General features: G+C 52.5%; 24 protein-coding genes. 10 read left to right on the forward strand and 14 right to left on the reverse strand.

The features are described 5' to 3' along the window. Positions 1 to 39 precede the first annotated feature (39 nt). Both EOS98_RS20170 and EOS98_RS20175 read left to right on the forward strand, forming a co-directional pair. Positions 40 to 1203: a metallo-dependent hydrolase gene (locus tag EOS98_RS20170; RefSeq protein WP_126524338.1), complete on the forward strand. Its 1164-nt coding sequence runs from the start codon at positions 40 to 42 to the stop codon at positions 1201 to 1203. After that, the gene (locus EOS98_RS20175) at positions 1200 to 2408 is read left to right on the forward strand and encodes an MFS transporter (protein ID WP_000203131.1); all 1209 of its coding nucleotides are present in this window, start codon (positions 1200 to 1202) and stop codon (positions 2406 to 2408) included. The genes EOS98_RS20170 and EOS98_RS20175 overlap by 4 nt, the downstream gene beginning before the upstream one ends. A gap of 53 nt (positions 2409 to 2461) precedes the next feature. Here EOS98_RS20175 and EOS98_RS20180 read toward each other — a convergent pair whose 3' ends face one another. From EOS98_RS20180 to tamA, 3 genes are read right to left on the reverse strand one after another with little or no spacing between them, the layout of a single operon-like run. Further along, on the reverse strand, positions 2462 to 2806 hold the full coding sequence (locus EOS98_RS20180) for a gamma-glutamylcyclotransferase (RefSeq protein ID WP_001219167.1): 345 nt from the start codon (positions 2804 to 2806) through the stop codon (positions 2462 to 2464). Positions 2807 to 2808: 2 nt separating this feature from the next. Further along, a complete protein-coding gene (gene tamB, locus EOS98_RS20185) occupies positions 2809 to 6588 on the reverse strand; it encodes an autotransporter assembly complex protein TamB (RefSeq protein WP_094965152.1) in 3780 nt (1259 codons plus the stop codon). Continuing rightward, positions 6585 to 8318: an autotransporter assembly complex protein TamA gene (gene tamA, locus EOS98_RS20190; RefSeq protein ID WP_001120237.1), complete on the reverse strand. Its 1734-nt coding sequence runs from the start codon at positions 8316 to 8318 to the stop codon at positions 6585 to 6587. The genes tamB and tamA overlap by 4 nt, the downstream gene beginning before the upstream one ends. Positions 8319 to 8530: 212 nt before the next feature. Between tamA and msrA the strand changes: the two genes are divergently transcribed. Continuing rightward, the gene (msrA, locus tag EOS98_RS20195) at positions 8531 to 9169 is read left to right on the forward strand and encodes a peptide-methionine (S)-S-oxide reductase MsrA (protein WP_000051467.1); all 639 of its coding nucleotides are present in this window, start codon (positions 8531 to 8533) and stop codon (positions 9167 to 9169) included. Between the two features lie 182 nt (positions 9170 to 9351). Continuing rightward, complete coding sequence (locus tag EOS98_RS20200; protein WP_000934974.1) at positions 9352 to 10695, forward strand: hemolysin family protein; 1344 nt, start codon at positions 9352 to 9354, stop codon at positions 10693 to 10695. Between the two features lie 84 nt (positions 10696 to 10779). On the opposite strand, the gene EOS98_RS20205 is transcribed toward EOS98_RS20200, so the two are convergent. Further along, on the reverse strand, positions 10780 to 10986 hold the full coding sequence (locus EOS98_RS20205; RefSeq protein WP_000689229.1) for a DUF1107 domain-containing protein: 207 nt from the start codon (positions 10984 to 10986) through the stop codon (positions 10780 to 10782). Positions 10987 to 11311: 325 nt separating this feature from the next. On the opposite strand from EOS98_RS20205, the gene EOS98_RS20210 reads away from it, so the two are divergent. Further along, positions 11312 to 11869, forward strand: coding sequence for a YtfJ family protein (locus EOS98_RS20210; protein ID WP_000175300.1), 558 nt, complete (start codon positions 11312 to 11314; stop codon positions 11867 to 11869). Here the strand turns inward: EOS98_RS20210 and cysQ are convergent. After that, complete coding sequence (cysQ, locus tag EOS98_RS20215; RefSeq protein WP_000893398.1) at positions 11859 to 12599, reverse strand: 3'(2'),5'-bisphosphate nucleotidase CysQ; 741 nt, start codon at positions 12597 to 12599, stop codon at positions 11859 to 11861. The genes EOS98_RS20210 and cysQ overlap by 11 nt on opposite strands. 267 nt (positions 12600 to 12866) lie before the next feature. Here cysQ and EOS98_RS20225 point away from each other — a divergent pair, with 267 nt between their 5' ends. Continuing rightward, complete coding sequence (locus tag EOS98_RS20225) at positions 12867 to 14810, forward strand: bifunctional 2',3'-cyclic-nucleotide 2'-phosphodiesterase/3'-nucleotidase (RefSeq protein WP_126524339.1); 1944 nt, start codon at positions 12867 to 12869, stop codon at positions 14808 to 14810. Positions 14811 to 14867: 57 nt separating this feature from the next. Here the strand turns inward: EOS98_RS20225 and EOS98_RS20230 are convergent, their stop codons facing one another. Further along, a complete protein-coding gene (locus EOS98_RS20230) occupies positions 14868 to 15254 on the reverse strand; it encodes a winged helix-turn-helix transcriptional regulator (RefSeq protein ID WP_001201295.1) in 387 nt (128 codons plus the stop codon). A gap of 87 nt (positions 15255 to 15341) precedes the next feature. On the opposite strand from EOS98_RS20230, the gene EOS98_RS20235 reads away from it, so the two are divergent. The 3 genes from EOS98_RS20235 to ytfE all read left to right on the forward strand — a co-directional run bounded on the left by EOS98_RS20235 (position 15342) and on the right by ytfE (position 18001). Next, positions 15342 to 16190 carry an SDR family oxidoreductase gene (locus EOS98_RS20235; RefSeq protein WP_126524340.1) on the forward strand — a complete coding sequence of 283 codons (849 nt, stop codon included), beginning with the start codon at positions 15342 to 15344 and terminating at the stop codon, positions 16188 to 16190. A gap of 80 nt (positions 16191 to 16270) precedes the next feature. Next, positions 16271 to 17236 carry a DMT family transporter gene (locus tag EOS98_RS20240; RefSeq protein ID WP_000623275.1) on the forward strand — a complete coding sequence of 322 codons (966 nt, stop codon included), beginning with the start codon at positions 16271 to 16273 and terminating at the stop codon, positions 17234 to 17236. Positions 17237 to 17338: 102 nt separating this feature from the next. Further along, positions 17339 to 18001, forward strand: coding sequence for an iron-sulfur cluster repair protein YtfE (gene ytfE / locus EOS98_RS20245; RefSeq protein ID WP_000331471.1), 663 nt, complete (start codon positions 17339 to 17341; stop codon positions 17999 to 18001). A gap of 111 nt (positions 18002 to 18112) precedes the next feature. Here ytfE and cycA read toward each other — a convergent pair whose 3' ends face one another. Together cycA and fklB are read right to left on the reverse strand one after the other, a co-directional pair. After that, positions 18113 to 19522, reverse strand: a complete 1410-nt coding sequence (gene cycA / locus EOS98_RS20250) for a D-serine/D-alanine/glycine transporter (protein WP_000228322.1) — start codon at positions 19520 to 19522, stop codon at positions 18113 to 18115. Positions 19523 to 19817: 295 nt separating this feature from the next. Continuing rightward, positions 19818 to 20438 carry an FKBP-type peptidyl-prolyl cis-trans isomerase gene (fklB, locus tag EOS98_RS20255; RefSeq protein WP_000235161.1) on the reverse strand — a complete coding sequence of 207 codons (621 nt, stop codon included), beginning with the start codon at positions 20436 to 20438 and terminating at the stop codon, positions 19818 to 19820. 219 nt (positions 20439 to 20657) lie between these two features. Between fklB and EOS98_RS20260 the strand changes: the two genes are divergently transcribed. Next, positions 20658 to 21293, forward strand: a complete 636-nt coding sequence (locus EOS98_RS20260) for an OapA family protein (protein WP_001119448.1) — start codon at positions 20658 to 20660, stop codon at positions 21291 to 21293. A 49-nt stretch (positions 21294 to 21342) separates the two neighbouring features. Here the strand turns inward: EOS98_RS20260 and EOS98_RS20265 are convergent, their stop codons facing one another. From EOS98_RS20265 to EOS98_RS20290, 6 genes are all read right to left on the reverse strand, one after another. Continuing rightward, positions 21343 to 22269, reverse strand: a complete 927-nt coding sequence (locus tag EOS98_RS20265; RefSeq protein WP_126524341.1) for a DMT family transporter — start codon at positions 22267 to 22269, stop codon at positions 21343 to 21345. 147 nt (positions 22270 to 22416) lie between these two features. Then, positions 22417 to 22866: a 50S ribosomal protein L9 gene (gene rplI / locus EOS98_RS20270; RefSeq protein ID WP_001196065.1), complete on the reverse strand. Its 450-nt coding sequence runs from the start codon at positions 22864 to 22866 to the stop codon at positions 22417 to 22419. Between the two features lie 41 nt (positions 22867 to 22907). Next, positions 22908 to 23135: a 30S ribosomal protein S18 gene (gene rpsR / locus EOS98_RS20275; RefSeq protein WP_000135199.1), complete on the reverse strand. Its 228-nt coding sequence runs from the start codon at positions 23133 to 23135 to the stop codon at positions 22908 to 22910. Between the two features lie 4 nt (positions 23136 to 23139). Next, positions 23140 to 23454: a primosomal replication protein N gene (gene priB, locus EOS98_RS20280; RefSeq protein WP_001519453.1), complete on the reverse strand. Its 315-nt coding sequence runs from the start codon at positions 23452 to 23454 to the stop codon at positions 23140 to 23142. A 6-nt stretch (positions 23455 to 23460) separates the two neighbouring features. Continuing rightward, positions 23461 to 23856 carry a 30S ribosomal protein S6 gene (gene rpsF, locus EOS98_RS20285; RefSeq protein ID WP_001216673.1) on the reverse strand — a complete coding sequence of 132 codons (396 nt, stop codon included), beginning with the start codon at positions 23854 to 23856 and terminating at the stop codon, positions 23461 to 23463. Positions 23857 to 23926: 70 nt separating this feature from the next. Continuing rightward, on the reverse strand, positions 23927 to 24157 hold the full coding sequence (locus EOS98_RS20290; RefSeq protein ID WP_001600988.1) for a hypothetical protein: 231 nt from the start codon (positions 24155 to 24157) through the stop codon (positions 23927 to 23929). Positions 24158 to 24288 lie beyond the last annotated feature (131 nt).

Genomic DNA, 24288 nt, shown 5'->3' on the forward strand with positions numbered 1-24288 from the left:
TTTAAGGGCTGCCATAATTATTTACTATTTTAAGAGATTATGATGAAAAATGATATATTAATTACCGGTGGACATATCATCGATCCCGCTCGTAATATTAATGAGATTAACAATTTACGCATCATTAACGATATTATCGTTGATGCCGATAAATATCCTGTAACTTCGGAGACCCGGATTATCCATGCCGACGGCATGATCGTCACTCCCGGTCTTATCGATTATCACGCGCATGTTTTTTATGACGCGACGGAAGGCGGCGTCAGGCCTGATATGTACATGCCGCCGAATGGCGTCACCACCGTCGTGGATGCAGGTTCTGCCGGTACGGCAAACTTTGATGCCTTCTACCGAACGGTGATTTGCGCCAGCAAAGTTCGAATCAAAGCGTTTCTGACCGTGTCGCCGCCGGGCCAAACCTGGTCACAAGAAAATTATGATCCTGACAATATTGATGAAAATAAGATCCACGCACTGTTTCGCCAGTATCGCAACGTTCTTCAGGGATTAAAACTCAAGGTTCAGACTGAGGACATTGCTGAATATGGCTTAAAACCGCTGACTGAATCCCTTCGTATTGCCAACGATTTAAGGTGCCCCGTGGCAATACACTCGACTCATCCCATCGTTCCCATGAAAGAACTTGTCTCCTTGCTACGCCGCGGCGATATTATCGCTCATGCGTTTCACGGCAAAGGTAGCACCATTCTTACTGATGAAGGCTCTGTCTTAGCCGAAGTCCGTCAGGCAAGGGAAAGAGGCGTTATATTTGATGCCGCCAATGGTCGCAGCCATTTTTCAATGAACACGGCACGCCGAGCCATCGCCAATGGCTTTCTTCCGGATATCATCAGTAGCGATCTCTCAACCATCACTAAACTCGCCTGGCCTGTTTACGCCTTACCATGGATTTTATCGAAATATTTAGCACTCGGCGTCGCGCTTACCGATGTCATTAACGCCTGTACCCATACCCCAGCAGTTTTATTGGGCATGGCAGCAGAAATTGGTACGCTGGCCCCTGGGGCATTTGCCGATATCGCCATCTTTAAATTAAAAAACAGGCATGTTGAATTTGCCGATATTCATGGTGAAACGCTCACGGGGACGCATGTGCTGGTACCACAAATGACCATAAAATCCGGTGAGATATTATTTCGTCAAATTGATTTTGGCGCGCGGCCAAACGGAGTTGAAAAATGACCTCAATGCAAAAATGGCTACGGATCGGCGCGACATTAATGTTCGGCCTTTTTGTTGCTTATCTTGACCGTTCTAATCTTTCCGTTACGTTACCTACGATTACACACGACCTGAATATTGATGGCGCAACGGCCAGCATTGTATTAACCATATTTCTTATTGGCTATGCCTTTTCAAATATTTTTGGCGGCGTATTTACCCAGCGATACGATCCGAAAAAAATAGTCATTCTGATGGTGCTAATCTGGTCGATTGCGACCGTTTTTGTCGGATTTACCTCGTCAGTGTACGTTATTTTGATTTGTCGGCTGGTGCTTGGCATTACCGAAGGCATTTATTGGCCGCAGCAGTCCCGCTTCGCCAGCGACTGGTTTTCAGACAAAGAACGGACGCAGGCGAACAGTATTATCCAGTATTATGGACAGTTCCTGGCATTAGGCCTGGGATTTATGATTTTGTCCCCGCTGGATGCTGCCTTCGGTTGGCGAAATGTTTTTATTATTACTGGTGTGATCGGCATTGTTGTTGTAGTTCCACTTTATATAACAATGCTGAAAAAACAGGAAGAAGCGCCTTATTATCGTGCACCGGCGCCAACAGAGAAAACTAAACTTACCCTGGAATCGCTGGGCGGAACCCCCTTCCTACTCCTTATTTTTACCTACATCACTCAAGGGATGTTGTTCTGGGGAATTACGTTATGGATACCCATGGTTGTCAATTCTCTCGGCTATACCGGATTCAGTAAAGCATTGGTCAGTTCTCTGCCTTATCTGACTGCGGTTATACTGGCAATCCCTATCTCATGGATCAGTGATAAAACACAAAAGCGTGTACTTATTGCTTCACTGGGCCTACTAATCCCCGGCGTGATGTTATTTCTCCTGCCATTTGTCGATGCGCCGGGCTTTAAAATCACGCTCATTACCCTGGCGATGGGTTATTATGCCGCCAGCTTTACCCCCAATATCTGGTCGATTATCCAGTCGAACGTTAAACCCCATGCGATTGGCCCAGCCTCCGGTATTATTAATGGCATCGGCGCCGGCGGCGGCGGTACGCTGGCAGGCCTAATGGTCGGCTATTTTTACCGGACAACCGGCAGCTATATGCAGGGATTTATGGTTCTCGGATGCATTGTTATCCTGGGCGGCGCGTCATTATTGATTTACGGCAGAATAAGAGCTCACCATGCCCGGCGTTAACGCCATCAGCCAGAATGTAAAAAACAACGCCACCCGAGGGTGGCGTGTTCAGTTCAGGGCTGGTTTCTGTCTAACCAGTCACCGCTTTCAATCAGAGTTAACCCATCAACAGGACGTTGATATACATACATCCATGCGCTGCCGTAAGGCGTCTGGATTAACTGGCGTGCGTATTCACCGCCCCTGGTGCGCAAAGCATCAAGTTCGGCCAGCGTGGCGTTATCAATTCGATAAACTTCACCGTATACCGCTCCGTTTCCCGGAACTGCGCCTGGATAGTGGCCCAGACTATACAACTGGTAGTTATCGATACGGTAATCGCCAAGCAATTGGGCATTGGTCATCCAGTGACTGTTGCCTTGTTTCTGTCGTAAACTGCCATAGACAAATATTCGCATTGCTAAAACTCAAACTGATAGAGCAAATCAAGTGCCTGATCTACGCCAGACACTGCTTCCAGATATAGCTTAGGCATCAGGCGATAACGTAACGTGAGCGTCGCCAGAGAGTCAAATATCCCTACACCATACTTCACCTGTAGACCCGGCAGTACATAGCCGCTGACCACAACCTGGGACGAATCGCCCACCCCTTGCGTGTCCAGCGCCAGATTACTTACACCGAATGTCTCTCCGATTTTACCCACAACCTGACCACTTTGCGCAACCCCCAGGCCAATAAGCATGGAAGTCATTGCTGCGCTATCACTCTGATTGCTGTCCAACCCCTGCCCACGCAGCAGATAAGAAAGCGCTTCAGCCTGCGGCATCGCCGGATCGGAGAAGATTTCCGCTTTGGGTTCATCAGCAGTGCCTGTGACACGCACGCCCGCAATGACATCGTCTTCGGTGGCGTCAGGGTTACGGATCGCTTCGATATTGAGCAGCGGCTGATCCGGCGGGCCGGAGAACAGCAGCTCGCCTTTACGGACAAGCAGGTCCTGGCCGTAGGCGCGGAATCGGCCGTCAGGAATATTGATTTGACCATTCAGCCCCAGCCCCTGCTTATCCTGCGCGACTTTCAAATCGCCGGTCAAACGCGCTTTAAGCCCGAAGGCGTCGATGCGCACGTTGTTGCCGACGTGGACCGTCAGATTACTGTTGATGGGAATAGACGCTGTCTGCGGCGTTTCTGGTTGCAGGTCATTGTTGAGCATAACCACATCGCTGGAGACGCCGACCGCGCTCTCCGGCAGGTCGTGCACCACAATTCGCGCCCACGGAACGTCCACACGCCCATCCAACGTGAACAGCGAAGGCGTCGCGTCAAAGACCACATCCGGCGAGACATCCAGGCGCACCATCGGCGGAACGGTAATCCGCACCCGACTGCCTTTCGCCGTCACCCGCGCGCGCCAGTTGTCAATCTGACTCCAGTCGGCGTTGCCGTTCAGGTTAATTTGCCCTTGTTGTGTTCGCACGATACCGGCGAGCGTCGAACGCGTCCCGCTAAAGTTCATGGTGAGCTGGCTCGGCTGCATCTCAAACGGCATAAAATTACCGTCAATATCCAGCGCGCTAAGCTGCAACTGACCAAACAACTGCGGGCTTTGTACATCGCCGCCCAGACGTAGCCTGGCGTTTAACATTCCCGCCGCTTTTTCGCCGCGCGAAAAGACAGGGTTGACCATCGCCAGATTGACATTGCGCATGTTGACGTTACCGCCGAGATTGCGCCGCCCCTGAGGATCGGTTACCTGCACCTGGCCATCGAATTGACCATTGTTCGTCAGGCGAATCAGCCATCCCAACTCGGCGCGATTATTGTGCAGATCGGCGCTGAGGTTCAGCGTCTCAAACGCGACAGGTAACGGCGCGTCATTGACGGTCTGCGTGACCTTCACATTACGACCGGAAAGCGTGACCTTCCCCTGCGGCAATCCCTCCTGGGTGGTGTCCCACGACACGTCCGCTTTCCCGCTAAAGATCCCGCTGGCCTGAGTGGTATCAGGCATAAATGGCTTCAGCATCGCCAGATCAAAGCGGTTGAGATTGACCACCGCCCGTCCTGCGGCGCCCGCATCAATGGTTTGCGGGATGCACAGCTCGGCGTTCGGGTTCAGCCAACAATGCGGCCCGATACTGATTTTCTGTTCTTTATTACGGTAGTCCAGCGCAATCGCGCGGGTCAACGACCATGGCCCCACTGGCGTCTGGAAACGGGTGTCGCTTAACGTCCCTTTCCAGCGCGCCGCCTCGCGATCAAAACTGCCTGTCAGGGAGAGTTGACCGGATACCGGCTCTCCCTGAACACGGAGCTGTAGCTGATGCTGCTTCTCGCTGCCTTTGGCGTCAAGCGTCACCAGATTGATGTTAACGTCGGGCTGCGAAATCCGCTCTACGCGAACGTTGAGATGGCCCGCTATCTGATCGGTGGATTTAATATCGCCCTCAATGCGCGCCTGGGCGACAGACAGCTCCTGCCAGCGCAAGCCGCGGGCGGTGATATCCGCCAACAACTGCGGCGCTTCTACCGTACCGCGGACTTTAACGATTCCTTTTGCCATGCCGCCCAGCCCTGGCAGCGCATTATCCAGCCCTGGCGCATCGATGGCGGCGTCAAGATTCAGCTCCTTAACGCCAAGCTCGCCTTTTATATCGGCGCTGTTTGGGCCCAGCGCAAGGTGCAGCCCCGGGATCGTCCACTGCATGTAGCTGTTGCCCTTTAGCGTCCCGTTGACGTTAACGCTGTTCTGCTTCACATTGCCGGTCAGCTTGAGCTCCGGAACATCCATCTGCCAGGTGCCGCCGTAGAGGCTGCCTTTGGTTTTCATGACGCCGTTAAGCTTCGCGGGCCAATCCGGGATCTCTTTAGCGGTATTGATGCCATTCAGCGTCAGTTCGCCACGCCAGCTAATCGCCTGCTGCCAGTCCACCAGCGCTTTCAGTTCGGTTTTTCCCTCCAGAGCGGCGACGGTGAGTTTATCGAGATTAATCTGCCGCTCATTCCCTTTAGCATCCAGCGTAATGGTCGCCGGCGGAATATCTTGTCCTTTCACGGCGGTTCGCATCGACAACGTATAGTCGGTCATCTTACCGCTCAGTTTGAGCTTCAGATCGTCAGCCTGAAACTGGGTATCACCCGTCAATGGCCAGGCAATGCGTTGGCTGACGACTTCAAGATTGAGCGGTAAACCGGCCTCCGCCAGCCGCGTCTGGGCGCGAAGCGCGACATCCATCGGCCCGGAAAGGTTCACCCCGACCTCCAGTTGTTCGCGTAACGCGCCGCCGACCTTGAGTTTTATCTTTTCACCCTTTAGCGGATCGATATTCAGCGTACTGTTGAGCGTAATATCAACCGGCCAGTTATTGGCGAGCTGCGCCGTACCAGAGGCTTTCACCGTGCCCTGGTTGGCGTCGATATCCAGAGTATCCAGCTTCATATTACCGTCGATACTGCTGACTTTAAGCAGCATCGTGCGCACCGTCAGATCGGTATCGCCGGTGATGCGTAGCTGCTCGCCGCGAAATGACTCGATATTCAGATTGAGCGGCAGGTGAACATCGGTCATCTCCGGCATTACCGGTTTTGCAAACAGATCTTTTAGCGTTTCGCCAAGCGGCTTTTCATCCGGTTGAGGTTTCTCGATTTTGGGTTCAACCACCTCTTCCTGCGCCACGTCAGCGACCTTCGGCAGAGCGATCAGCAGTCCCTGAAGCCGCGTCGGTTTCAGGGTCAGGTTTTTCTCCTGCCATGCCAGCCCGGAGGTAAAATCCAGCACCGAAACGGTAGTGTCATCAATCTTGATATTGATGTTATTCAACGCCACGCGCGACAGCGTGATGGGCCAGGGGGTGGAGAGGTTCAGCGGTCCGCTTTCTTCCTCTTCTTGCGCCGGTTCGGAGGGTGGCATTTTTTTGCTGTCGATAGCGACATTAATGTCTTTTAGCGCCAGATCATTGACGCACAGGCTACTGCGCCACAGGCAATCAAGCCCGACGGCCAGATGAATTTCGCCCGCATTCACCGCAACGCCCGGCTGCTCATAGCGGATATTTTTTAACGATAAGTCCCGCCAGCCGCCGGTGACCTGCCCAATCTCCAGCCCCGGCACCCAGCGGTTCGCCGCACTGAATACCAGATGCAGCCCCGTCGTCGTCCCGACCAGAAACGCAACGCTCGCCAGTAACACCACAATGAAAATCAACACGCCGAGGCTTATTTTCTTCCATAAACTCATAATTCAGGCCCCAGACCGATATAAAACTGTAAACCGTGTTCGTCTTTGTCGCCGACCGGTACGGCAAAATCGAGTTTGACAGGCCCAACCGGCGACGCCCAGCGCACGCCGACCCCGGTCCCGGTTTTGAAATCGCTACGGCGAATATCACTCACCGCCTCGCCGCTATCGACAAACACCGCCCCCCACCATTTGCCGGTGACGTTATACTGGTACTCCAGCGATCCGGTTGCCAGTTTTGAGGCGCCTTTAAGATTGCCGTCGCTGTCTTTAGGCGAAATAGATTTGTATTTATAGCCGCGAATACTGCGGTCGCCCCCGGCGAAGAAACGTAAATCCGGCGGAACTTTGTCGAAATCACCGGTTTCTATCCAGCCCAAATTGGCGCGCATCACAAAACGGTGGCGATCGTACAAAGTCCGAATCCAGACGTTTTGCGCCTGCAGCACGGAGAAATCCACGTCGGAGCCCCAGGCCGTATTCGAATAGTCTACCGAGTAGCGCTGCGAATCGCCCCAGGTTGGCATCAGTCCCCCTCGCGAGCGGGTTCGGCTGATCATCACGCCCGGGTAGAACAGCATAGTGGTATTGGTGACGTTCCCCTGGGTAAAGTGGTCGAAACTCCAGCGCAGGTTAATCGCCCGCTGCCAACCGCTGGAAAGGTCCCAGTAACGCGACACGGCAAGCGTGGTCGAGTCCTGCTCCGTATCATTCAAATCGGTACGTTTAAAACCGCCCTGGACCAGATAGTATTGCTCCAGCGGGTTTTTCAGCAGCGGCATTTTATAACTAAAATCCAGCACCTGTTCCGGCGCAGAAATACTGGTGCTGGTGGTCAGGCTATGACCGTAGGAGTTCATCCACGGTTTTTTCCACGACGCTTTCACGCGCGGCCCGACGTCGGTGGAGTACCCTACCCCGGTTTCAATCGTATTTTCGGTTCGCGGCGATACCACGCCTTTTAACGGCAGAATTTTTGTTTTACGCGATTTCTCAAATTCCGGCGCCACCACGACAGAATTAAACCATCCGGTAGCGGAAAGTCGGCGGTTTAGTTCCGCCAAATCTTTCGATTCGTACTCATCACCCTCTTTAAACGGCAACAGATTTTGTAAATATTCATCACGAATCTGCGAACCTTCGAAGGTGACAGGTCCGAAGCGATAGCGCTCACCGCTATCATAATCAATATCCCAAAACGCCTGATGACGGCCCAGAGCAATTCCCAACTGACTTTTAACGAATTCGCTGTCGAAATAGCCTTTACGTAGCGACACGCTGGTTAACGACTTCTTAAAATTGTCATAGTCTCCCTGGTTCAGCACCGTGCCGATTGCCGGACGCGTTTTCAGTAAGGCCAGATAATCTTTGTCCGTGCGCGCGCCGCCGCGTAAAATGACTTCTGTACCGCCAATCAACACCGGCTGGCCGGGCGTAACCCTGGCGATTAATACCTGCCGTCCTTTCGCAGGCGGTGGAAGCAAGTCGAATTTGATAGTGGGTTCGTAATAGCCTAACGCTTTAAGCCCTTCGCGAATCGCATCATCAACTCGGGCGCGAAAGCGCCGATCCGGCGTCACCTCATCGCTCTGAATCGTAGAGAGCTGTGCGCGAACGTTTTTTTCCAGCTCTCCGGATAGCCCTTCGACTTTCAGACGAACATTTGCGGCTACCGCAGAACTGCTCAGGCACAGTAAGCTAACCCAACATAACTGACGGATATGTGGCACATTTTCTCCTGAATATCCCCTATTCCCACCCCTGGAAAAAATCACACTACCGCTCCGCGGCTTAACATAAAATCAACAATTTCGATTGAAAAGCAGACGACTGCCCAAATATTTCTTATGGTTAAATCCAGATACATTAATGTTGTTATTGTGTGCAAAGATGCGTCTCGTTACAACCTTAACGCCAATTAACGCTTTCGGGAGAATAGCTCATGAGTTTATTTGATAAAAAACATCTGGTTACTCAAGCAGATGCGTTACCAGGACGCAACACCCCGATGCCGATCGCCACTCTGCATGCGGTAAATGAACACTCTATGACCAATGTCCCTGCCGGGATGGAGATCGCCTACTTCGCTATGGGCTGTTTCTGGGGCGTAGAACGTTTATTCTGGCAATTGCCCGGCGTATATAGCACCGCGGCAGGGTATGCAGGCGGTTACACGCCTAATCCAACCTACCGGGAAGTCTGCTCCGGGCAGACCGGCCATGCCGAAGCGGTACGGATAGTGTACGATCCTGCCGTTATCCGTTATGAGCAGCTTTTACAGACCTTCTGGGAAAATCACGATCCGACGCAGGGGATGCAACAGGGTAACGATCACGGTACGCAATACCGTTCTGCGATTTATCCCTTAACGCCGGAACAGAATGCCGCCGCTCACGCCAGTCGCGAGCGCTTTCAGTCGGCAATGGCCGCCGCCGGAGACCATCGCCCTATTACCACGGAAATCGCCCATGCGACGCCGTTTTACTACGCCGAAGATGAACACCAACAGTATCTGCACAAAAATCCATATGGTTACTGCGGGATTGGCGGGATCGGCGTTTGCCTGCCGCCTGACGCGTGACGACGCAGGCGTAGGGGGAACTTGTCGGAGTTGAAAATGAACCCTCTGGCGACTTTACAGTAGCTTACGCTATACTAGCCCTGAACTTATCGGCTCACTGCTACGAGCCGGTTTTCATTAAACGTTACCACACGGATTTATAAACTTCCCTTCCGAGGATCTGGCGTTTCGCCGGATAAGATATGTTAAACAGTATATTCATTATATTCTGCCTGATCGCTGTAAGTGCGTTCTTCTCCATCTCCGAGATCTCGCTTGCCGCATCACGTAAGATTAAACTTAAGTTATTAGCTGATGAAGGCAGTATCAACGCACAACGCGTATTGAAAATGCAGGAAAATCCCGGCATGTTTTTCACCGTTGTGCAAATTGGCCTGAACGCCGTCGCTATTCTTGGCGGTATCGTCGGCGATGCGGCATTTTCGCCCGCCTTTTCCGCCCTTTTCTCGCACTATATGTCGCCAGAACTCTCCGAGCAGCTGAGCTTTATTCTCTCTTTCTCGCTGGTGACGGGGCTGTTTATCCTGTTCGCGGATTTAACCCCGAAACGCATCGGTATGATTGCGCCAGAAGCTGTGGCTTTGCGTATCATCAACCCGATGCGCTTCTGCCTGTTCGTTTTTCGCCCGCTGGTGTGGCTGTTTAACGGCATGGCAAACAACATCTTCCGCCTGTTCAAAATTCCAATGGTGCGGAAAGACGACATTACTTCTGATGATATTTACGCAGTGGTGGAAGCCGGCGCGCTGGCGGGCGTCTTGCGCAAGCAAGAGCACGAACTAATTGAAAATGTGTTTGAACTTGAATCCCGCACCGTACCGTCTTCTATGACGTCGCGCGAAAGTATCATCTGGTTTGATCTGCACGAAGACGAACAAAGCCTGAAGAAAAAGGTCGCCGAACATCCGCACTCAAAATTTTTGGTGTGTAATGAAGATATCGACCACATCATCGGCTATGTAGACTCCAAAGATCTGCTGAATCGCGTGCTGGCGAACCAAAGTATGGCGCTGAATAGCGGCGTGCAAATTCGCAATACCTTGATTGTGCCGGATACGCTGACCCTTTCTGAGGCGCTGGAAAGTTTCAAAACGGCGGGCGAGGATTTCGCGGTCATTATGAATGAATACGCGCTGGTCGTCGGTATCATTACGCTGAACGATGTGATGACTACGCTAATGGGTGACCTGGTCGGCCAGGGACTGGAAGAGCAAATTGTGGCGCGCGATGAAAATTCCTGGCTGGTTGACGGCGGCACGCCGATTGACGACGTCATGCGCGTGCTGGATATCGATGAGTTTCCGCAATCCGGCAACTATGAAACCATTGGCGGCTTTATGATGTTTATGCTGCGCAAGATCCCAAAACGCACTGATTCGGTGAAGTTTTCCGGCTACAAATTTGAAGTGGTGGATATCGACAACTACCGTATCGATCAGTTGCTGGTGACGCGTCTCGACAATAAAAGCAACGTACCGGCGCCGAAACTGCCCGATGCGCAAGGTAAAGAAGACAGCGCGGCCTGAAATCCGTTTGCCAGAAACATCAACGGCTCCTGATTCAGGAGCCGTTTTTTTTTACTTTTTTAACCTACTGCATAGCACTTTTGGTTACGCCATCTCAGTTTGCAGACGCATAACCTGACGGTTAACTTCAGACATCACAGACAAGTGCTGCTTGTCTCTCACTTTTGGGATAAGAATCTTACCCTTATCGAACTCAAAAGCGCCAACATCCTTGATATATAACCGTCCACGGAACAGGATCTTCACGTACTTCGCCACCTGTAGCGGGTTGTAGCGTTGGAAAATTTTCATTGTTGTCTCCTGCAGAGTATTACGCCCTTGCGGTGCCACAATCGGCCCAACAGTTTTAAGGCGCAAATTTTAATGCCATATGACTATAGACCATATCTACGTCGTTTCCAGTGTGCATAAGTATATTTACCTTTTGATTACAGTTATTCAGAATTATCTAAACATCAGCTCATTTTTCTCAGTATATGCCTTCATTTTTCACAGGAAGTGTGCGCCCGCCCGCAAACTGGCATCCCCTTTGCGGGAAAAAGCATCAATCGCACATATGATTAACTATCGGCCCAAAGTGGTCGGATCACCTGCAAAAAATAAAGAAGGAATGACCATGACCCTACGTAAAATTCTGGCGATGTCGTGTCTGCTACTCCCCATAATGGCTTGTGCGCATAACCTTGAAGATAACCAACGGGTGCCGCCGGTAGGCATTGCCGATCGTGGCGAACTGACGTTGAATAAAGATGAGTTTAGTTATAAAAACTGGAATAGCGCGCAGCTGGCGGGAAAAGTGCGCGTCCTGCTGCACATTGCGGGTCGAACGTCAGCGAAGGAAAAAAACGCCACGCTGATTGAAGCGATTAAATCCGCCGGGCTTCCGCATGACAGATACCAGACGACCACAATTGTGAACACCGATGATGCGATCCCAGGCTCCGGTATGTTCGTGCGTAGCAGTATAGAAAGTAATAAAAAGCTCTACCCGTGGTCGCAATTTATTGTCGACAGCAATGGCGTGGCGCGTAACGCCTGGCAATTAAAAGAAGAGGGGTCCGCCGTCATCGTGCTTGACAAAGACGGTCGGGTTCAATGGGTGAAAGATGGCGCGTTAACCCAGCAAGAGGTACAGCAGGTGGTCGACCTGCTGCATAAGCTCCTCAGTAAATAGTCACCCGGAAGCCGGGGTTAAGGAACGATTCACGAGGGGTATAGTCCAGCGTTTTTCCCTGCCAGTCGTGAACGTGCGCCCCGGCTGCAACAGCAATGGCATGACCTGCGGCCGTATCCCAGACGCTGGTCGGCCCAAATCTGGGGTAAAGCTGCGCCTGGCCTTCCGCCACAAGGCAGAATTTCAGCGAAGAACCAATAGAGGTGGTCTGATGTTCGCCAAGCTGTTGGAGATATTCGGTGAGTTCATCATCCGTATGCGAACGGCTAATCACCACCAGCGGCGGGCGGGCATCCCGGACCTGAATCTGCTTACGCACCCCGCACTCCTCTTTCCAGGCCTTACCTTCCGCCGCGTAGTACATCACTTTCAGCACCGGCGCATAGACCACGCCCAACACCGGTTTGCCCTGCTCAATCAGCGCGATATTGACCGTGAATTCGCCATTGCGCTTGATGAACTCTTTGGTGCCGTCGAGCGGATCGACCAGCCAGTAGCGCTGCCAGTGCTGGCGCACTTCCCAGGCAGGCGGATCTTCTTCTGAAAGCACCGGAATATCCGGCGTGAGCGTGCGTAACCCTTCGAGAATCACGGTATGTGCGGCGATATCCGCCGCAGTGACTGGAGAATCGTCCTGCTTGCGGGCGTACTCCATCGGTTTGGCTCCATCATAAACCTGCATAATGGCATCGCCCGCGTTCCGTGCAAGCTGGCATACTTGTTCTAACATTCTCCACCTCTTTATGACGGGGGCGTTAACTCGTTGTTTTACTTATACCCGATCGTTAAGGGTTCCGCCAACTGTGATACCGTCTGCGGTTTTGATAATACCTTTCATGGCATGATTCACCCTTCTGTGAACACTCGCAAAAAATCGGCCGGATGGGGCGGTTTCGCCTTCTTCTGGCGACGGTCGGAACGATATCGGTTTTCACTGTTTATCATCGCTATTTTTCACTATCCGGCTTTTCTATTGCGTTCTTAAAAGGTGCCTCTGATGATTAAGTTTAGTGCAACGCTTCTGGCTACGCTGATCGCCGCCAGCGTGAATGCGGCCACCGTCGATCTCCGTATCATGGAAACTACTGATTTACATAGCAACATGATGGATTTCGATTATTACAAGGATACCGCAACCGAAAAATTCGGATTGGTACGTACCGCAAGTTTGATTCATGCCGCCCGAAATGAAGTCAAAAACAGCGTGCTGGTGGATAACGGCGACCTGATTCAGGGGAGCCCTCTGGGCGATTATATGGCGGCAAAAGGGCTCAAAGACGGTGATGTTCACCCGGTCTATAAAGCGCTCAACACTCTGGATTACGCGGTTGGAAACCTCGGCAACCATGAGTTTAATTATGGTCTGAACTATCTGCATAACGCGCTGGCTGGCGCGAAATTCCCTTATGTTAACGCCAATATTATCGACGTTAAAACCCAAAAGCCGCTCTTTACGCCTTATCTGATTAAAGAGACGAACGTTATTGATAAAGACGGCAACCCGCAAACTCTGAAAATCGGCTATATCGGCTTTGTTCCGCCGCAAATCATGATTTGGGATAAAGCGAACCTGAGCGGCAAAGTTACCGTCAATGACATTACGGAAACCGCCCGGAAATATGTGCCCGAAATGCGCGAGAAAGGCGCTGATATCGTGGTAGTCATTGCTCACTCAGGCCTTTCTGCCGATCCGTACCACAGCATGGCGGAAAACTCGGTTTATTACCTCAGCGAAGTTCCCGGCGTCGACGCGATTATGTTTGGCCACGCTCACGCCGTCTTCCCCGGTAAAGATTTTGCCGACATCAAAGGCGCGGATATCGCCAAAGGTACGCTTAACGGCATTCCTGCGGTAATGCCTGGCATGTGGGGCGACCATCTGGGAGTGGTCGATCTGGTGCTCAATAACGACAGCGGTAAATGGCAGGTTACGCAGGCGAAAGCGGAAGCGCGGCCTATTTACGACGCCGCCGCTAAAACGTCGCTGGCAGCGGAAGACAGTAAGCTGGTCGATATTCTGAAAGCCGATCACGATGCCACCCGCGAGTTTGTCAGCAAGCCCATCGGTAAATCCGCCGATAATATGTACAGTTATCTTGCTCTGGTGCAGGACGATCCTACCGTTCAGGTGGTGAATAACGCGCAAAAAGCGTATGTGGAACACTTTATTCAGGGCGATCCGGATCTGGCGAAACTGCCGGTGCTGTCCGCCGCCGCGCCGTTTAAAGTTGGCGGGCGTAAGAACGATCCTGCCAGTTTTGTCGAAGTGGAAAAAGGCCAGTTGACCTTCCGTAACGCCGCCGATCTTTATCTCTATCCGAATACGCTGGTGGTGGTGAAAGCCAGCGGCAAGGAGGTAAAAGAGTGGCTGGAATGTTCTGCCGGACAGTTTAATCAAATTGATATTCACAGCAACAAACCGCAATCGTTGATCAATTGGGATGGCTTTCGCACCTATAATTTCGATGTCATTGACGGCGTGAATTATCAAATCGATGTGTCACAGCCCGCCCGCTATGATGGCGAATGCCAGATGGTGAATCCGCAGGCGGAACGTATTAAAAACCTGACCTTTAACGGTAAGCCTGTCGACCCGAACGCTACGTTCCTGGTCGCCACGAATAACTATCGCGCTTACGGCGGCAAGTTTGCCGGCACGGGCGACAGCCATATCGCCTTTGCGTCTCCGGATGAAAATCGCGCCGTGCTGGCGGCATGGATTGGCGCAGAGTCAAAACGCGCGGGCGAAATCCATCCGGCGGCGGATAATAACTGGCGTCTGGCGCCAATCCACAGCGATACGGCGCTGGATATCCGCTTTGAAACATCGCCAGGCGATAAAGCCGCGGCCTTCATTAAAGCGAAAGGGCAGTATCCGATGAAAAAGGTTGGTGTCGATGATATCGGTTTTGCCATTTATCAGGTGGATTTGAGCAAGTAACGTGAGTCCCGTATGGCGCTGCGTTTATTCGGCCTGACTGGCAGGCCGAATAAAGCGCTAGCCGCCATCTGATAAACGGTCCCGCTGCGCCAATACCTGGGGCAAATTCAGTTCTATCCAGTCCGCCAGCGCGGCGACTTTATCACTCACCTGCTCGCCAAGCGGCGTCAGGCTGTACTCCACATGCGGCGGAACAACTGGATATGACACCCGGTTGAGAAATCCGTCCTGTTCAAGCGCCTGTAACGACTGCGCCAGCATCTTTTCACTCACGCCTCCCATCTTGCGGCGCAGGTCGCTAAAACGGTGTGTACCGTCGCGTAACGCGACCAGAATCAGTACGCCCCAGCGACTGGTGACATGTTTTAACACCTCACGGGACGGGCACTGTTCAGCAAAGAGATTGCCTTCACGCAACTGCCGGGAAAGAGTATGAGCGCGCATTGATACTTACCTTTTTGTACGTACTTACTAAAAGTAAGTTTAGGTGGTAGCGTAATAAAACACAAGACCAAAACTGAGGAGTTCACCATGATTGCTATCACTGGCGCAACAGGCCAACTGGGCCAACACGTTATTGAAAACCTGCTAAAAACGACGCCCGCCAGTCACCTCATCGCGATCGTCCGTAACCCGAAAAAAGCCGCCCCGCTCAGTCAGCGCGGGATTGCCGTTCGCCAGGCGGATTACGCTAACGAAGCCGCGCTGACCACCGCCTTACAGGGCGTTGATAAACTGCTGCTTATATCATCCAGCGAAGTGGGACAACGCACCGCGCAGCACCGCAACGTCATTCAGGCCGCCATTGCCGCGAAGGTGAAGTTCATCGCCTATACCAGCCTGCTACATGCAGATAAATCGCCGCTGGCGCTCGCCGATGAACATATTGAAACGGAAAAAATGCTGGCTGAGTCAGGTATTCCTCACACGCTATTACGTAACGGCTGGTATACGGAAAACTACCTGGCGAGCGTCCCTGCCGCGCTGAAGCATGGCGTCTTTATTGGCGCAGCGGGAGAAGGGAAAATCGCCTCCGCAATGCGCGCTGACTATGCCGCCGCCGCCGCGCGCGTCATCCGTGAAGAGGGTCACGCCGGGAATGTCTACGAGCTGGCGGGTGATGACGCCTGGACATTACGCCAGTTGGCGGATGAACTTACTCATCAGAGCGGAAAAAAAATCGTCTACCAGAACCTGAGCGAAGTCGATTTTGCCGCCGCGTTAAAAGGCGCAGGCCTGCCTGACGGACTGGCGGATATGTTGGCCAATTCTGACGCTGGCGCGGCGAAAGGCGGCCTGTTTGATGACAGCCATACGCTGCGTAAACTCATCGGTCGCCCGACGACGAGGCTCACAGAAAGCCTTCGCTCCGTACTGTAAGTGTTAAAATTTAGTTAATTTATGTGGCATCCTCATAGACCTTCTCTGATAATGACGGAACGGTTTATGAGGAGAATCTGATGATTAGCGGCGTGCTATACGCCCTGCTGGCAGGGCTAATGTGGGGATTGATTTTCGTCGGCCCGTTAATCGTGCCGGATTACCCGGCCCTCTTACAGTCAATGGGACGCTATCTGGCGCTGGGGCTGATTGCCCTGCCGATTGCCTGGTTAGGCCGCACGCGGTTACGCCAGTTGACGCGCAAAGACTGGTTCACCGCCCTGTCGCTGACTCTGATGGGCAATGTAATCTATTACGCCTGCCTCGCCAGCGCTATTCAGCGAACCGGCGCGCCGGTTTCGACGATGATCATCGGGACATTGCCGGTCGTCATTCCGCTTTTCGCTAACGTTCTCTATAGCCAACGAGACGGCAGATTATCCTGGCGGCGTTTAGCGCCCGCGCTGGCGCTTATCGGTTTTGGCCTGCTGTGCGTCAATATTGCTGAACTTAGCCAGGGATTGTCCGATGTTAGCGGCTGGCGCTATGGTTCAGGCATTGTGCTGGCGCTGATTTCCGTAGCGTGCTGGGCATGGTATGCGCTGCGCAACGCCCGCTGGCTGCGGGAAAATCCCGACAAACATCCCATGATGTGGGCAACGGCGCAGGCGCTGGTTACGCTGCCGGTCTCGTTAATCGGCTATGCGGCGGTCTGTCTGTGGCTGAGTATCCAGAAACCGCTGTTTACCCTGCCCTTTGGCCCGCATCCCGCGCTGTTTATCGGTCTGATGATCGCCATCGCGGTGCTGTGTTCCTGGGTGGGCGCGCTGTGCTGGAATATCGCCAGCCAAAAATTGCCAACCGTTATTTTAGGGCCGCTGATTGTTTTTGAGACGTTGGCGGGACTGCTCTATACCTTCATTCTGCGCCAGGAAATCCCGCCATTCCTGACGTTAAGCGGCATTGCGCTCCTGGTGGCGGGCGTGGTCATTGCCGTGAGAGCGAAACCGGAAAAAGCGACCGTCGTTCCGGTCACGGAACGCTAATTTCATACTCGCTTAAATTATACGCACCCCGAAAGAGTTATAGCCTCGCCTTAAAGATGCATTTAAAATACAACTTATATTATTGCAAATGAGGTAACGGCTATGGCTTATCGCGATCAACCTTTAGGCGAACTGGCGCTCTCTATTCCCCGCGCATCGGCGCTGTTTCGCCAGTACGATATGGATTACTGCTGCGGCGGAAAACAGACGCTGGCGCGCGCCGCCGCGCGTCACGACGTCGATATTGACATCATTGAAGCGCAACTGGCGCAGTTGGCTGAACAGCCCATCGAAAAAGACTGGCGCGCCGTTCCGCTGGCGGACATTATTGACCATATCGTTGTGCGCTATCATGACCGACACCGCGAACAACTGCCGGAGCTTATCCTGCAGGCAACCAAAGTGGAACGCGTCCACGCGGATAAGCCAAACGTCCCACGCGGCCTGACAAAATATCTCACCGCGCTGCATGAAGAGCTTTCCAGCCATATGATGAAAGAAGAACAGATCCTGTTCCCCATGATCAAACAGGGTATGGGTCGCCAGGCAACGGGCCCGATAAGCGTAATGGAAAGCGAGCATGACGAGGCGGGAGAGCTGGTAGACGTCATCAAACACGTCACCCAAAATGTAACGCCGCCGCCAGAAGCCTGTACCACCTGGAAAGCGATGTATAACGGCATTAATGAGATGATTGATGATCTGATGGAGCACATCAGCCTGGAGAATAACGTGCTGTTCCCACGCGCGCTGGCCGGGGAATAATCGCCAGCCGGGCATTTTGCCGGATGGCGGCTGTAAACTGCGCCTTATCCGGCCTACAAATCAACGCTACGCTGTAAGCCCGGTAAGCGCCAGCGCCACCGGGCAAAACAATTAACGCATTCCCGCCATCCGTTTCTTACCTATCAACAGCCAGCCCAGACCCAACGCGATAAACCACAGCGGCGTCACGATCAGCGCCTGGCGCGTATCGTCTTCCAGCGTCAGTAATACCAGCACGAACGCAAAGAACGCCATACAGACCCAGCACATCAGCTTACCGAGCGGCATCTTATAGATGGATTTTTCATGCAGGTGGGGACGCTTTTTGCGGTACACCAGGTATGAACACAGAATGATGGTCCAGACAAACATAAACAGGATAGCCGAAACCGTAGTGATCATGGTGAATGCGCCAATCACGCTCGGGTTGACCATCAGCATAACCACGCCGCCCAGCAGGCAGATACAGGAGAAGGTCAGGCCTTTCGCCGGTACCGCGCGTTTCGATAGCTTAGCGAATGCTTTTGGCGCCACGCCTTCTTGCGCCAGGCCAAACAGCATACGGCTGGTCGAGAAGACGCCGCTGTTGGCGGAAGACGCCGCCGAGGTCAGCACGACAAAGTTGATCACGCTCGCGGCGGCAGGCAGACCCACCAGTACAAACAGCTCAACAAACGGGCTCTTATCCGGCACCACGGAACTCCACGGCGTCACCGACATAATGACAATCAGCGCAAAGACGTAGAACATGATGATACGGATCGGTATTGAGTTAATCGCGCGCGGCAGCGATTTTTCCGGATCTTTAGTTTCTGCGGCGGTAGTACCGACCAGCTCAATGCCCACGAAGGCGAATACCGCAATCTGGAAACCGGCAAAGAACCCGCTAATGCCTTTCGGGAACCAGCCGCCGTCATTCCACAGATGCGCGAAAGACGCTTCAACGCCGGTCGGCGATTTAAAGTGCATCGCAATCATCACCAGCCCGACCACAATCAACGCCACAATGGCGACGATTTTGACCATAGCAAACCAAAATTCCATTTCACCAAACATTTTAACGGTGGCGAGGTTGAGGCTTAACAGCAGGATCACTACCGCCAGCGAGGCGACCCAATCGGAAAGGCCGGGAAACCAGAACTGCGCGTAGGCGGTAATCGCCACCACGTCAGCCATACCGGTCACTACCCAGCAAAACCAGTACGTCCAGCCGGTGAAATATCCCGCCCAGGGGCCAAGCAGGTCGGAAGCAAAATCGCTAAACGATTTATATTCCAGATTCGAGAGCAGCAATTCCCCCATGGCGCGCATCACGAAAAAAAGCATAAAACCGATGATCATATACACAAAAATGATCGACGGTCCGGCGAGACTGATCGTTTTACCCGATCCCATAAACAGACCGGTACCAATAGCGCCGCCAATAGCGATAAGCTGTATATGACGGTTTGTAAGATTGCGCCGTAGCGACTGTTCAGCCGGAGCCTGTTCGTCGGCTGCGACTTTTACCTGATCTACCATGTTTTTCTTCCTGTACCTGTCTGTGTTGTGCGGGCTCTACGGCCTTTGGTCTATGATACGACGATCCTGTTATCAGGACTCATCGATATTAGGTAAGAATCGGCGGGATGAATACTAAGATTCAAATACAATGTTAATTTTATGTTTAAAATGAGTGTTATATCACTTTGATAATGCGAATTAGCTCACAAAAATACACGTAACGACGCCATTTGCAAAATAAAATATTGGCATCTGCTGAAGTCAGGGTTGCCGGATAAGGCGTTTACGCCATCATCCGGCAAACCCGGGGCGCTTACAGAATTTCCAGCAGTTCCACCTCAAACACCAGGGTGCTGAATGGCGGAATAGATGCCCCGGCCCCACGCTCGCCATAGGCCAGCTCCTGTGGGATAGTCAGTTCCCATTTGGAACCTACCGGCATCAGAGTCAGCGCTTCAATCCAGCCGGCGATCACGCCATTTACCGGGAATTCAGCCGGCTCGCCGCGCGCGACGGAGCTGTCAAATACGGTGCCATCAATAAGCTTACCGGTGTAATGCACGCGTACGCGGTCGGTACGCGCCGGAATCGCGCCTTCGCCCTGCGTCAGAACGCGGAACTGTAAACCAGACTCAGTACTGTTCACACCGTCTTTTTCGCGGTTTTCTTCCAGGTATTTCACGCCTTCGGCCGCCATCGCTTTGAAACGCTCACGACGCACCGCGTCCGCACGCTCATGAATTTCACGCAGCGCACGATGCACCACATCAACAGGAACCGCCGGGTGTTTACCTTCCAGCGCATCAGCAATGCCTGCAACCAGCGCTTCAGGCAACAGCCCTTCAAGACCGGATTCGCTGAGCTGCTGCCCTACCTGCAAACCAATGCCGTAGCTCGCTTGCGCTTCAATAGTGTCAAAAGTCGGGGTGGCCATTATTTTTCCTTCATTGGATATCAAAAAAGTAGCGGGCAGCATAACAGCCACGCTTCTTCTGGTAAAACTTTGTCTCAGGGAGGATGACAAATCGCAGGGAAAAAGAAACAATAGATTATCCGTATTGATGTCACGAAAGCGGATAGCACTACCAGTATCATAGCGTTAGCCATCTATACTCTATGATTAAGGAACGAGATGCGGAGCAGGAGGTAAACCATGCCCGGGCGCTTTGAATTAAAACCAACCCTGGCGAAAATCTGGCACGCGCCGGATAATTTTCGCATCATGGAGCCGCTGCCGCCTATGCATCGTCGTGGCATTATCATTGCCGCTATCGTGCTGGTGATCGGTTTCCTGCTGCCCGCCAGCGAGACCAGCGACTCGCCTGTCGTCACGCGGGAAGCGCAATTGGATCTGCAATCGCAATCACAGCCGCCGACGGAGGCCCAGCTTCAGGCGCAACTGGTCGCGCCGCAAAACGATCCGGATCAGGTGGCGCCCGTTGCGCCGGAACCTATCCAGGAAGGCCAGCCGGAAGAACAAAACCAGCCGCAGACGCAGCCTTTCCAGCAGGATAGCGGCATCGGTCAACAGTGGCGCTCGTACCGGGTAGAGTCTGGTAAAACTCTGGCGCAACTGTTCCGTGACCACGGACTGCCCCCGACAGACGTTTATGCAATGGCGCAGGTAGAAGGCGCTGGCAAGCCGCTGAGTAATCTCAAAAATGGTCAAATGATTAAAATTCGCCAGAATGCCAGCGGGGTGGTGACGGGTTTAACGATAGATGGCGATAACGGTCAACAGGTGCTGTTTACGCGTCAGCCTGACGGCAGTTTTATTCGCGCGCAGTAACGCCGGCTACGCCTTACCCCGCCTGTACCCTATTCGTTCAGGTGAAGCATTACCGCTTCACCTTATTCACCCACCAAATCCCCGAACATACCAGCACCAGCGCAATCATGTATTTCCACTCCAATATATTCTCGCCGAGAAAAATAGCCGAAAGAGCCGCGCCAGAAACCGGCATCAGAAAGTTAAACGGCGCAATCATCCCCACGCGGTTATATTTGAGTAAAATGCTCCATAGCGCAAAAGCGACCGACGAGAGCAGCGTCAGGTAGACTAAAATCGCCACCGACGAGAAGCCATGTATCGTCAGCGTACCGCCAAAAACGTAACCGCCAATGACCAGTACCAGACCGCCAATCCCCAATTGATAGCCAGTCATGACCATCGGATCGACCGTCTGCGAGAGACGTTTGCCATACAACGTGGCCGCAGAAAGAATAAACGCCGCCAGCACCACGGAGCCTTCTCCCGGCAGATTAAAGCTGAAATCCAGGCCATTGCTGACGTTCACCACCATGACGCCCGCAAAGCCCAGAATACAGCCGAGCGTTTTGTTGTAGCTCAATCGGTCGTTCTGATAAATAAAGTGCGCCAGCAATACGCTGAAGAATGTGCCTGTCGCGTTCATGATTGAGCCTTTCACGCCGGAGGTAAACGCAAGGCCGATATAGAAAAAGAGATATTGCAGCGACGTCTGGGTCAGCCCCAGTAACGTTAACTGAGCAAACTGGCGCGGACGAAACCGACCAATCGGTTTACGCTGAAGCAGCGCGAACAGTAGTAGCAACCCACCCGCAAACAAAAAACGATAACCAGCAAAAACAATTTTAGAAGGGATATCGTCGGTGGCTATCTGAAAGAGGTCATAACCGCTTTTGATGGCTGGATAAGCGCTGCCCCATAGCAGGCAACAAAATGCGGCACACACATAAACGACGTTTTTGCGGGCAAACGGGGAGGCCTGGCGTTGGGTATCCATTCTTTCACCAAGAAATTAAAATAATGTTTTATTTTTGATTATCGCGAAAAGAGGGGGAGATAGCCAGTCGAAAAGCGATGGGGTTAAAAAAGCAAAACGCCGGCGCTGGGCCGACGTTTTGTTGCTAGCAAAAACGAGAATGACTGATTACTCAGCAACCACGTTGATGATAACTTTTGCGAATACTTCGCTGTGAACCTGGAAGTTCACTTCGTGTTCGCCAGTGGTACGCAGAACGCCGTTCGGCAGACGAACTTCGCTCTTAGCCACGTCAACGCCAGCTGCAGTCACAGCGTCAGCGATGTCGCGAGTACCGATGGAACCGAACAGTTTACCTTCGTCGCCTGCTTTAGACGCGATAGTAACGGTTTCCAGGGCGTTGATTTTCTCTGCGCGTGCATTTGCAGCAGCCAGAACGTCAGCCAGTTTAGCTTCCAGTTCAGCGCGACGTGCTTCGAAGTATTCAACGTTTTTCTTGGTAGCCGGAACAGCTTTACCCTGTGGTACCAGGAAGTTACGAGCATAGCCCGCTTTAACGTTAACCTGATCACCCAGGCTACCCAGGTTTGCTACTTTATCAAGCAGAATAACTTGCATTACCTTATCCTCTCAAAGTCGTATTAATGGACCGTGACCGATTACTGATGGCGATCAGTGTACGGCAGCAGAGACAGGTAGCGAGCGCGTTTGATAGCGCGAGCCAGCTGACGCTGGTATTTTGCACGGGTACCGGTGATACGGCTTGGGACAATCTTACCGCTTTCGGTGATGTAGTTTTTCAGCGTAGCGATATCTTTATAGTCGATCTCTTGAACGCCTTCCGCGGTGAAACGGCAGAACTTGCGACGACGGAAATAACGTGCCATATGGCTAGTCTCCAGAATCTATCAATTCAATCTGCTCGGCATGCAGAACCATTTTGCTCAGACCGTTCTTTGCCTTGTGGCAAGAAATAAACCCCTGAACGGTTATGCGGCTGCCGACCGTTATACTGTGAGTAATGGCCTGGTTTTCGTGTCCGCTAACAATAACGGGCATTTGGCACCACGCCTGCCGGTGAAAGCCGGCTTCCTCTTGCACAGAACGATGCTCAAGCACGAACTGGCAATGCGGAATTCCTGATGGACTGACCTTTCGAAGGGGGGCCCTGCACACGGTGCCGGACAACGCCAGACGGTTGGTCATCAGAAATTACTCTTCAGAATCCCCAGCTTCAGCATCATCTGCGGTTTCGTTAGCGAAATCATCGCGACGCTCACGGCGCTCGTCTTTCGCTTTAACCATCGGAGAAGCTTCGGTAACAGCGTGCTTAGTACGCATAACCATGCTGCGGATAACGGCATCGTTGAAGCGGAAGGTAGTTTCCAGCTCATCGATCACTTCCTGCGGCGCTTCAACGTTCATCAGAACGTAGTGCGCTTTGTGCAGTTTGTTGATCGGGTAAGCCAGCTGACGGCGGCCCCAGTCTTCCAGACGGTGGATCTTGCCTTCTGCGCCAGTGATGGCAGCAGAGTAACGCTCGATCATGCCCGGAACCTGTTCGCTCTGGTCAGGATGGACCATAAAAACGATTTCGTAATGACGCATCGAATTGCTCCTTACGGATTATTCAGCCTCCTGTCTGGGTCAGCCGCAGCCCATGGAGGCAAGGAACGTGTTAAAGGTCGGCTGAAAAATGACGCGTTATAATACTGGCGCCTGCGGGCAAACTCAAGGTGATTGTACAATTATTTATCGTGCCGAACGTAACGCCTGTCCCGTCGCATTTTGCTGCTGAGATATTAACTTCATATCGCATGCCACTATAAACGGCCTGTTGCAGCAGAGAAATTGACACTGTGGTCAGCGTACTTTTTTGCCACTCAGGGTTTCTTAAACATAGCGGCATACATCAACGGGTTGTTAATCAGGTAAAAAACGACAATGCGATAATTTTTTGAACAACAGCATCAGAAAAGGTCGCCATCTCTGCGGCGGGTTATGGTTAAAATTAAACCAGAAGCGATTCACTAAAGGGGG

Origin of the sequence: Salmonella sp. SSDFZ69 (assembly GCF_004010755.1) — a bacterium.
Lineage (GTDB): Bacteria > Pseudomonadota > Gammaproteobacteria > Enterobacterales > Enterobacteriaceae > Salmonella > Salmonella enterica.

Bases quoted from the DNA above. Each gene is read 5' to 3' on its own strand.
- EOS98_RS20170 (WP_126524338.1), top strand. From the start codon at position 40: ATGATGAAAAATGATATATTAATTACCGGTGGACATATCATCGATCCC.
- EOS98_RS20175 (WP_000203131.1), top strand. From the start codon at position 1,200: ATGACCTCAATGCAAAAATGGCTACGGATCGGCGCGACATTAATGTTC.
- EOS98_RS20180 (WP_001219167.1), bottom strand. From the start codon at position 2,806: ATGCGAATATTTGTCTATGGCAGTTTACGACAGAAACAAGGCAACAGT.
- tamB (WP_094965152.1), bottom strand. From the start codon at position 6,588: ATGAGTTTATGGAAGAAAATAAGCCTCGGCGTGTTGATTTTCATTGTG.
- msrA (WP_000051467.1), top strand. From the start codon at position 8,531: ATGAGTTTATTTGATAAAAAACATCTGGTTACTCAAGCAGATGCGTTA.
- EOS98_RS20200 (WP_000934974.1), top strand. From the start codon at position 9,352: ATGTTAAACAGTATATTCATTATATTCTGCCTGATCGCTGTAAGTGCG.
- EOS98_RS20205 (WP_000689229.1), bottom strand. From the start codon at position 10,986: ATGAAAATTTTCCAACGCTACAACCCGCTACAGGTGGCGAAGTACGTG.
- EOS98_RS20210 (WP_000175300.1), top strand. From the start codon at position 11,312: ATGACCCTACGTAAAATTCTGGCGATGTCGTGTCTGCTACTCCCCATA.
- cysQ (WP_000893398.1), bottom strand. From the start codon at position 12,599: ATGTTAGAACAAGTATGCCAGCTTGCACGGAACGCGGGCGATGCCATT.
- EOS98_RS20225 (WP_126524339.1), top strand. From the start codon at position 12,867: ATGATTAAGTTTAGTGCAACGCTTCTGGCTACGCTGATCGCCGCCAGC.
- EOS98_RS20230 (WP_001201295.1), bottom strand. From the start codon at position 15,254: ATGCGCGCTCATACTCTTTCCCGGCAGTTGCGTGAAGGCAATCTCTTT.
- EOS98_RS20235 (WP_126524340.1), top strand. From the start codon at position 15,342: ATGATTGCTATCACTGGCGCAACAGGCCAACTGGGCCAACACGTTATT.
- EOS98_RS20240 (WP_000623275.1), top strand. From the start codon at position 16,271: ATGATTAGCGGCGTGCTATACGCCCTGCTGGCAGGGCTAATGTGGGGA.
- ytfE (WP_000331471.1), top strand. From the start codon at position 17,339: ATGGCTTATCGCGATCAACCTTTAGGCGAACTGGCGCTCTCTATTCCC.
- cycA (WP_000228322.1), bottom strand. From the start codon at position 19,522: ATGGTAGATCAGGTAAAAGTCGCAGCCGACGAACAGGCTCCGGCTGAA.
- fklB (WP_000235161.1), bottom strand. From the start codon at position 20,438: ATGGCCACCCCGACTTTTGACACTATTGAAGCGCAAGCGAGCTACGGC.
- EOS98_RS20260 (WP_001119448.1), top strand. From the start codon at position 20,658: ATGCCCGGGCGCTTTGAATTAAAACCAACCCTGGCGAAAATCTGGCAC.
- EOS98_RS20265 (WP_126524341.1), bottom strand. From the start codon at position 22,269: ATGGATACCCAACGCCAGGCCTCCCCGTTTGCCCGCAAAAACGTCGTT.
- rplI (WP_001196065.1), bottom strand. From the start codon at position 22,866: ATGCAAGTTATTCTGCTTGATAAAGTAGCAAACCTGGGTAGCCTGGGT.
- rpsR (WP_000135199.1), bottom strand. From the start codon at position 23,135: ATGGCACGTTATTTCCGTCGTCGCAAGTTCTGCCGTTTCACCGCGGAA.
- priB (WP_001519453.1), bottom strand. From the start codon at position 23,454: ATGACCAACCGTCTGGCGTTGTCCGGCACCGTGTGCAGGGCCCCCCTT.
- rpsF (WP_001216673.1), bottom strand. From the start codon at position 23,856: ATGCGTCATTACGAAATCGTTTTTATGGTCCATCCTGACCAGAGCGAA.
- EOS98_RS20290 (WP_001600988.1), bottom strand. From the start codon at position 24,157: ATGCCGCTATGTTTAAGAAACCCTGAGTGGCAAAAAAGTACGCTGACC.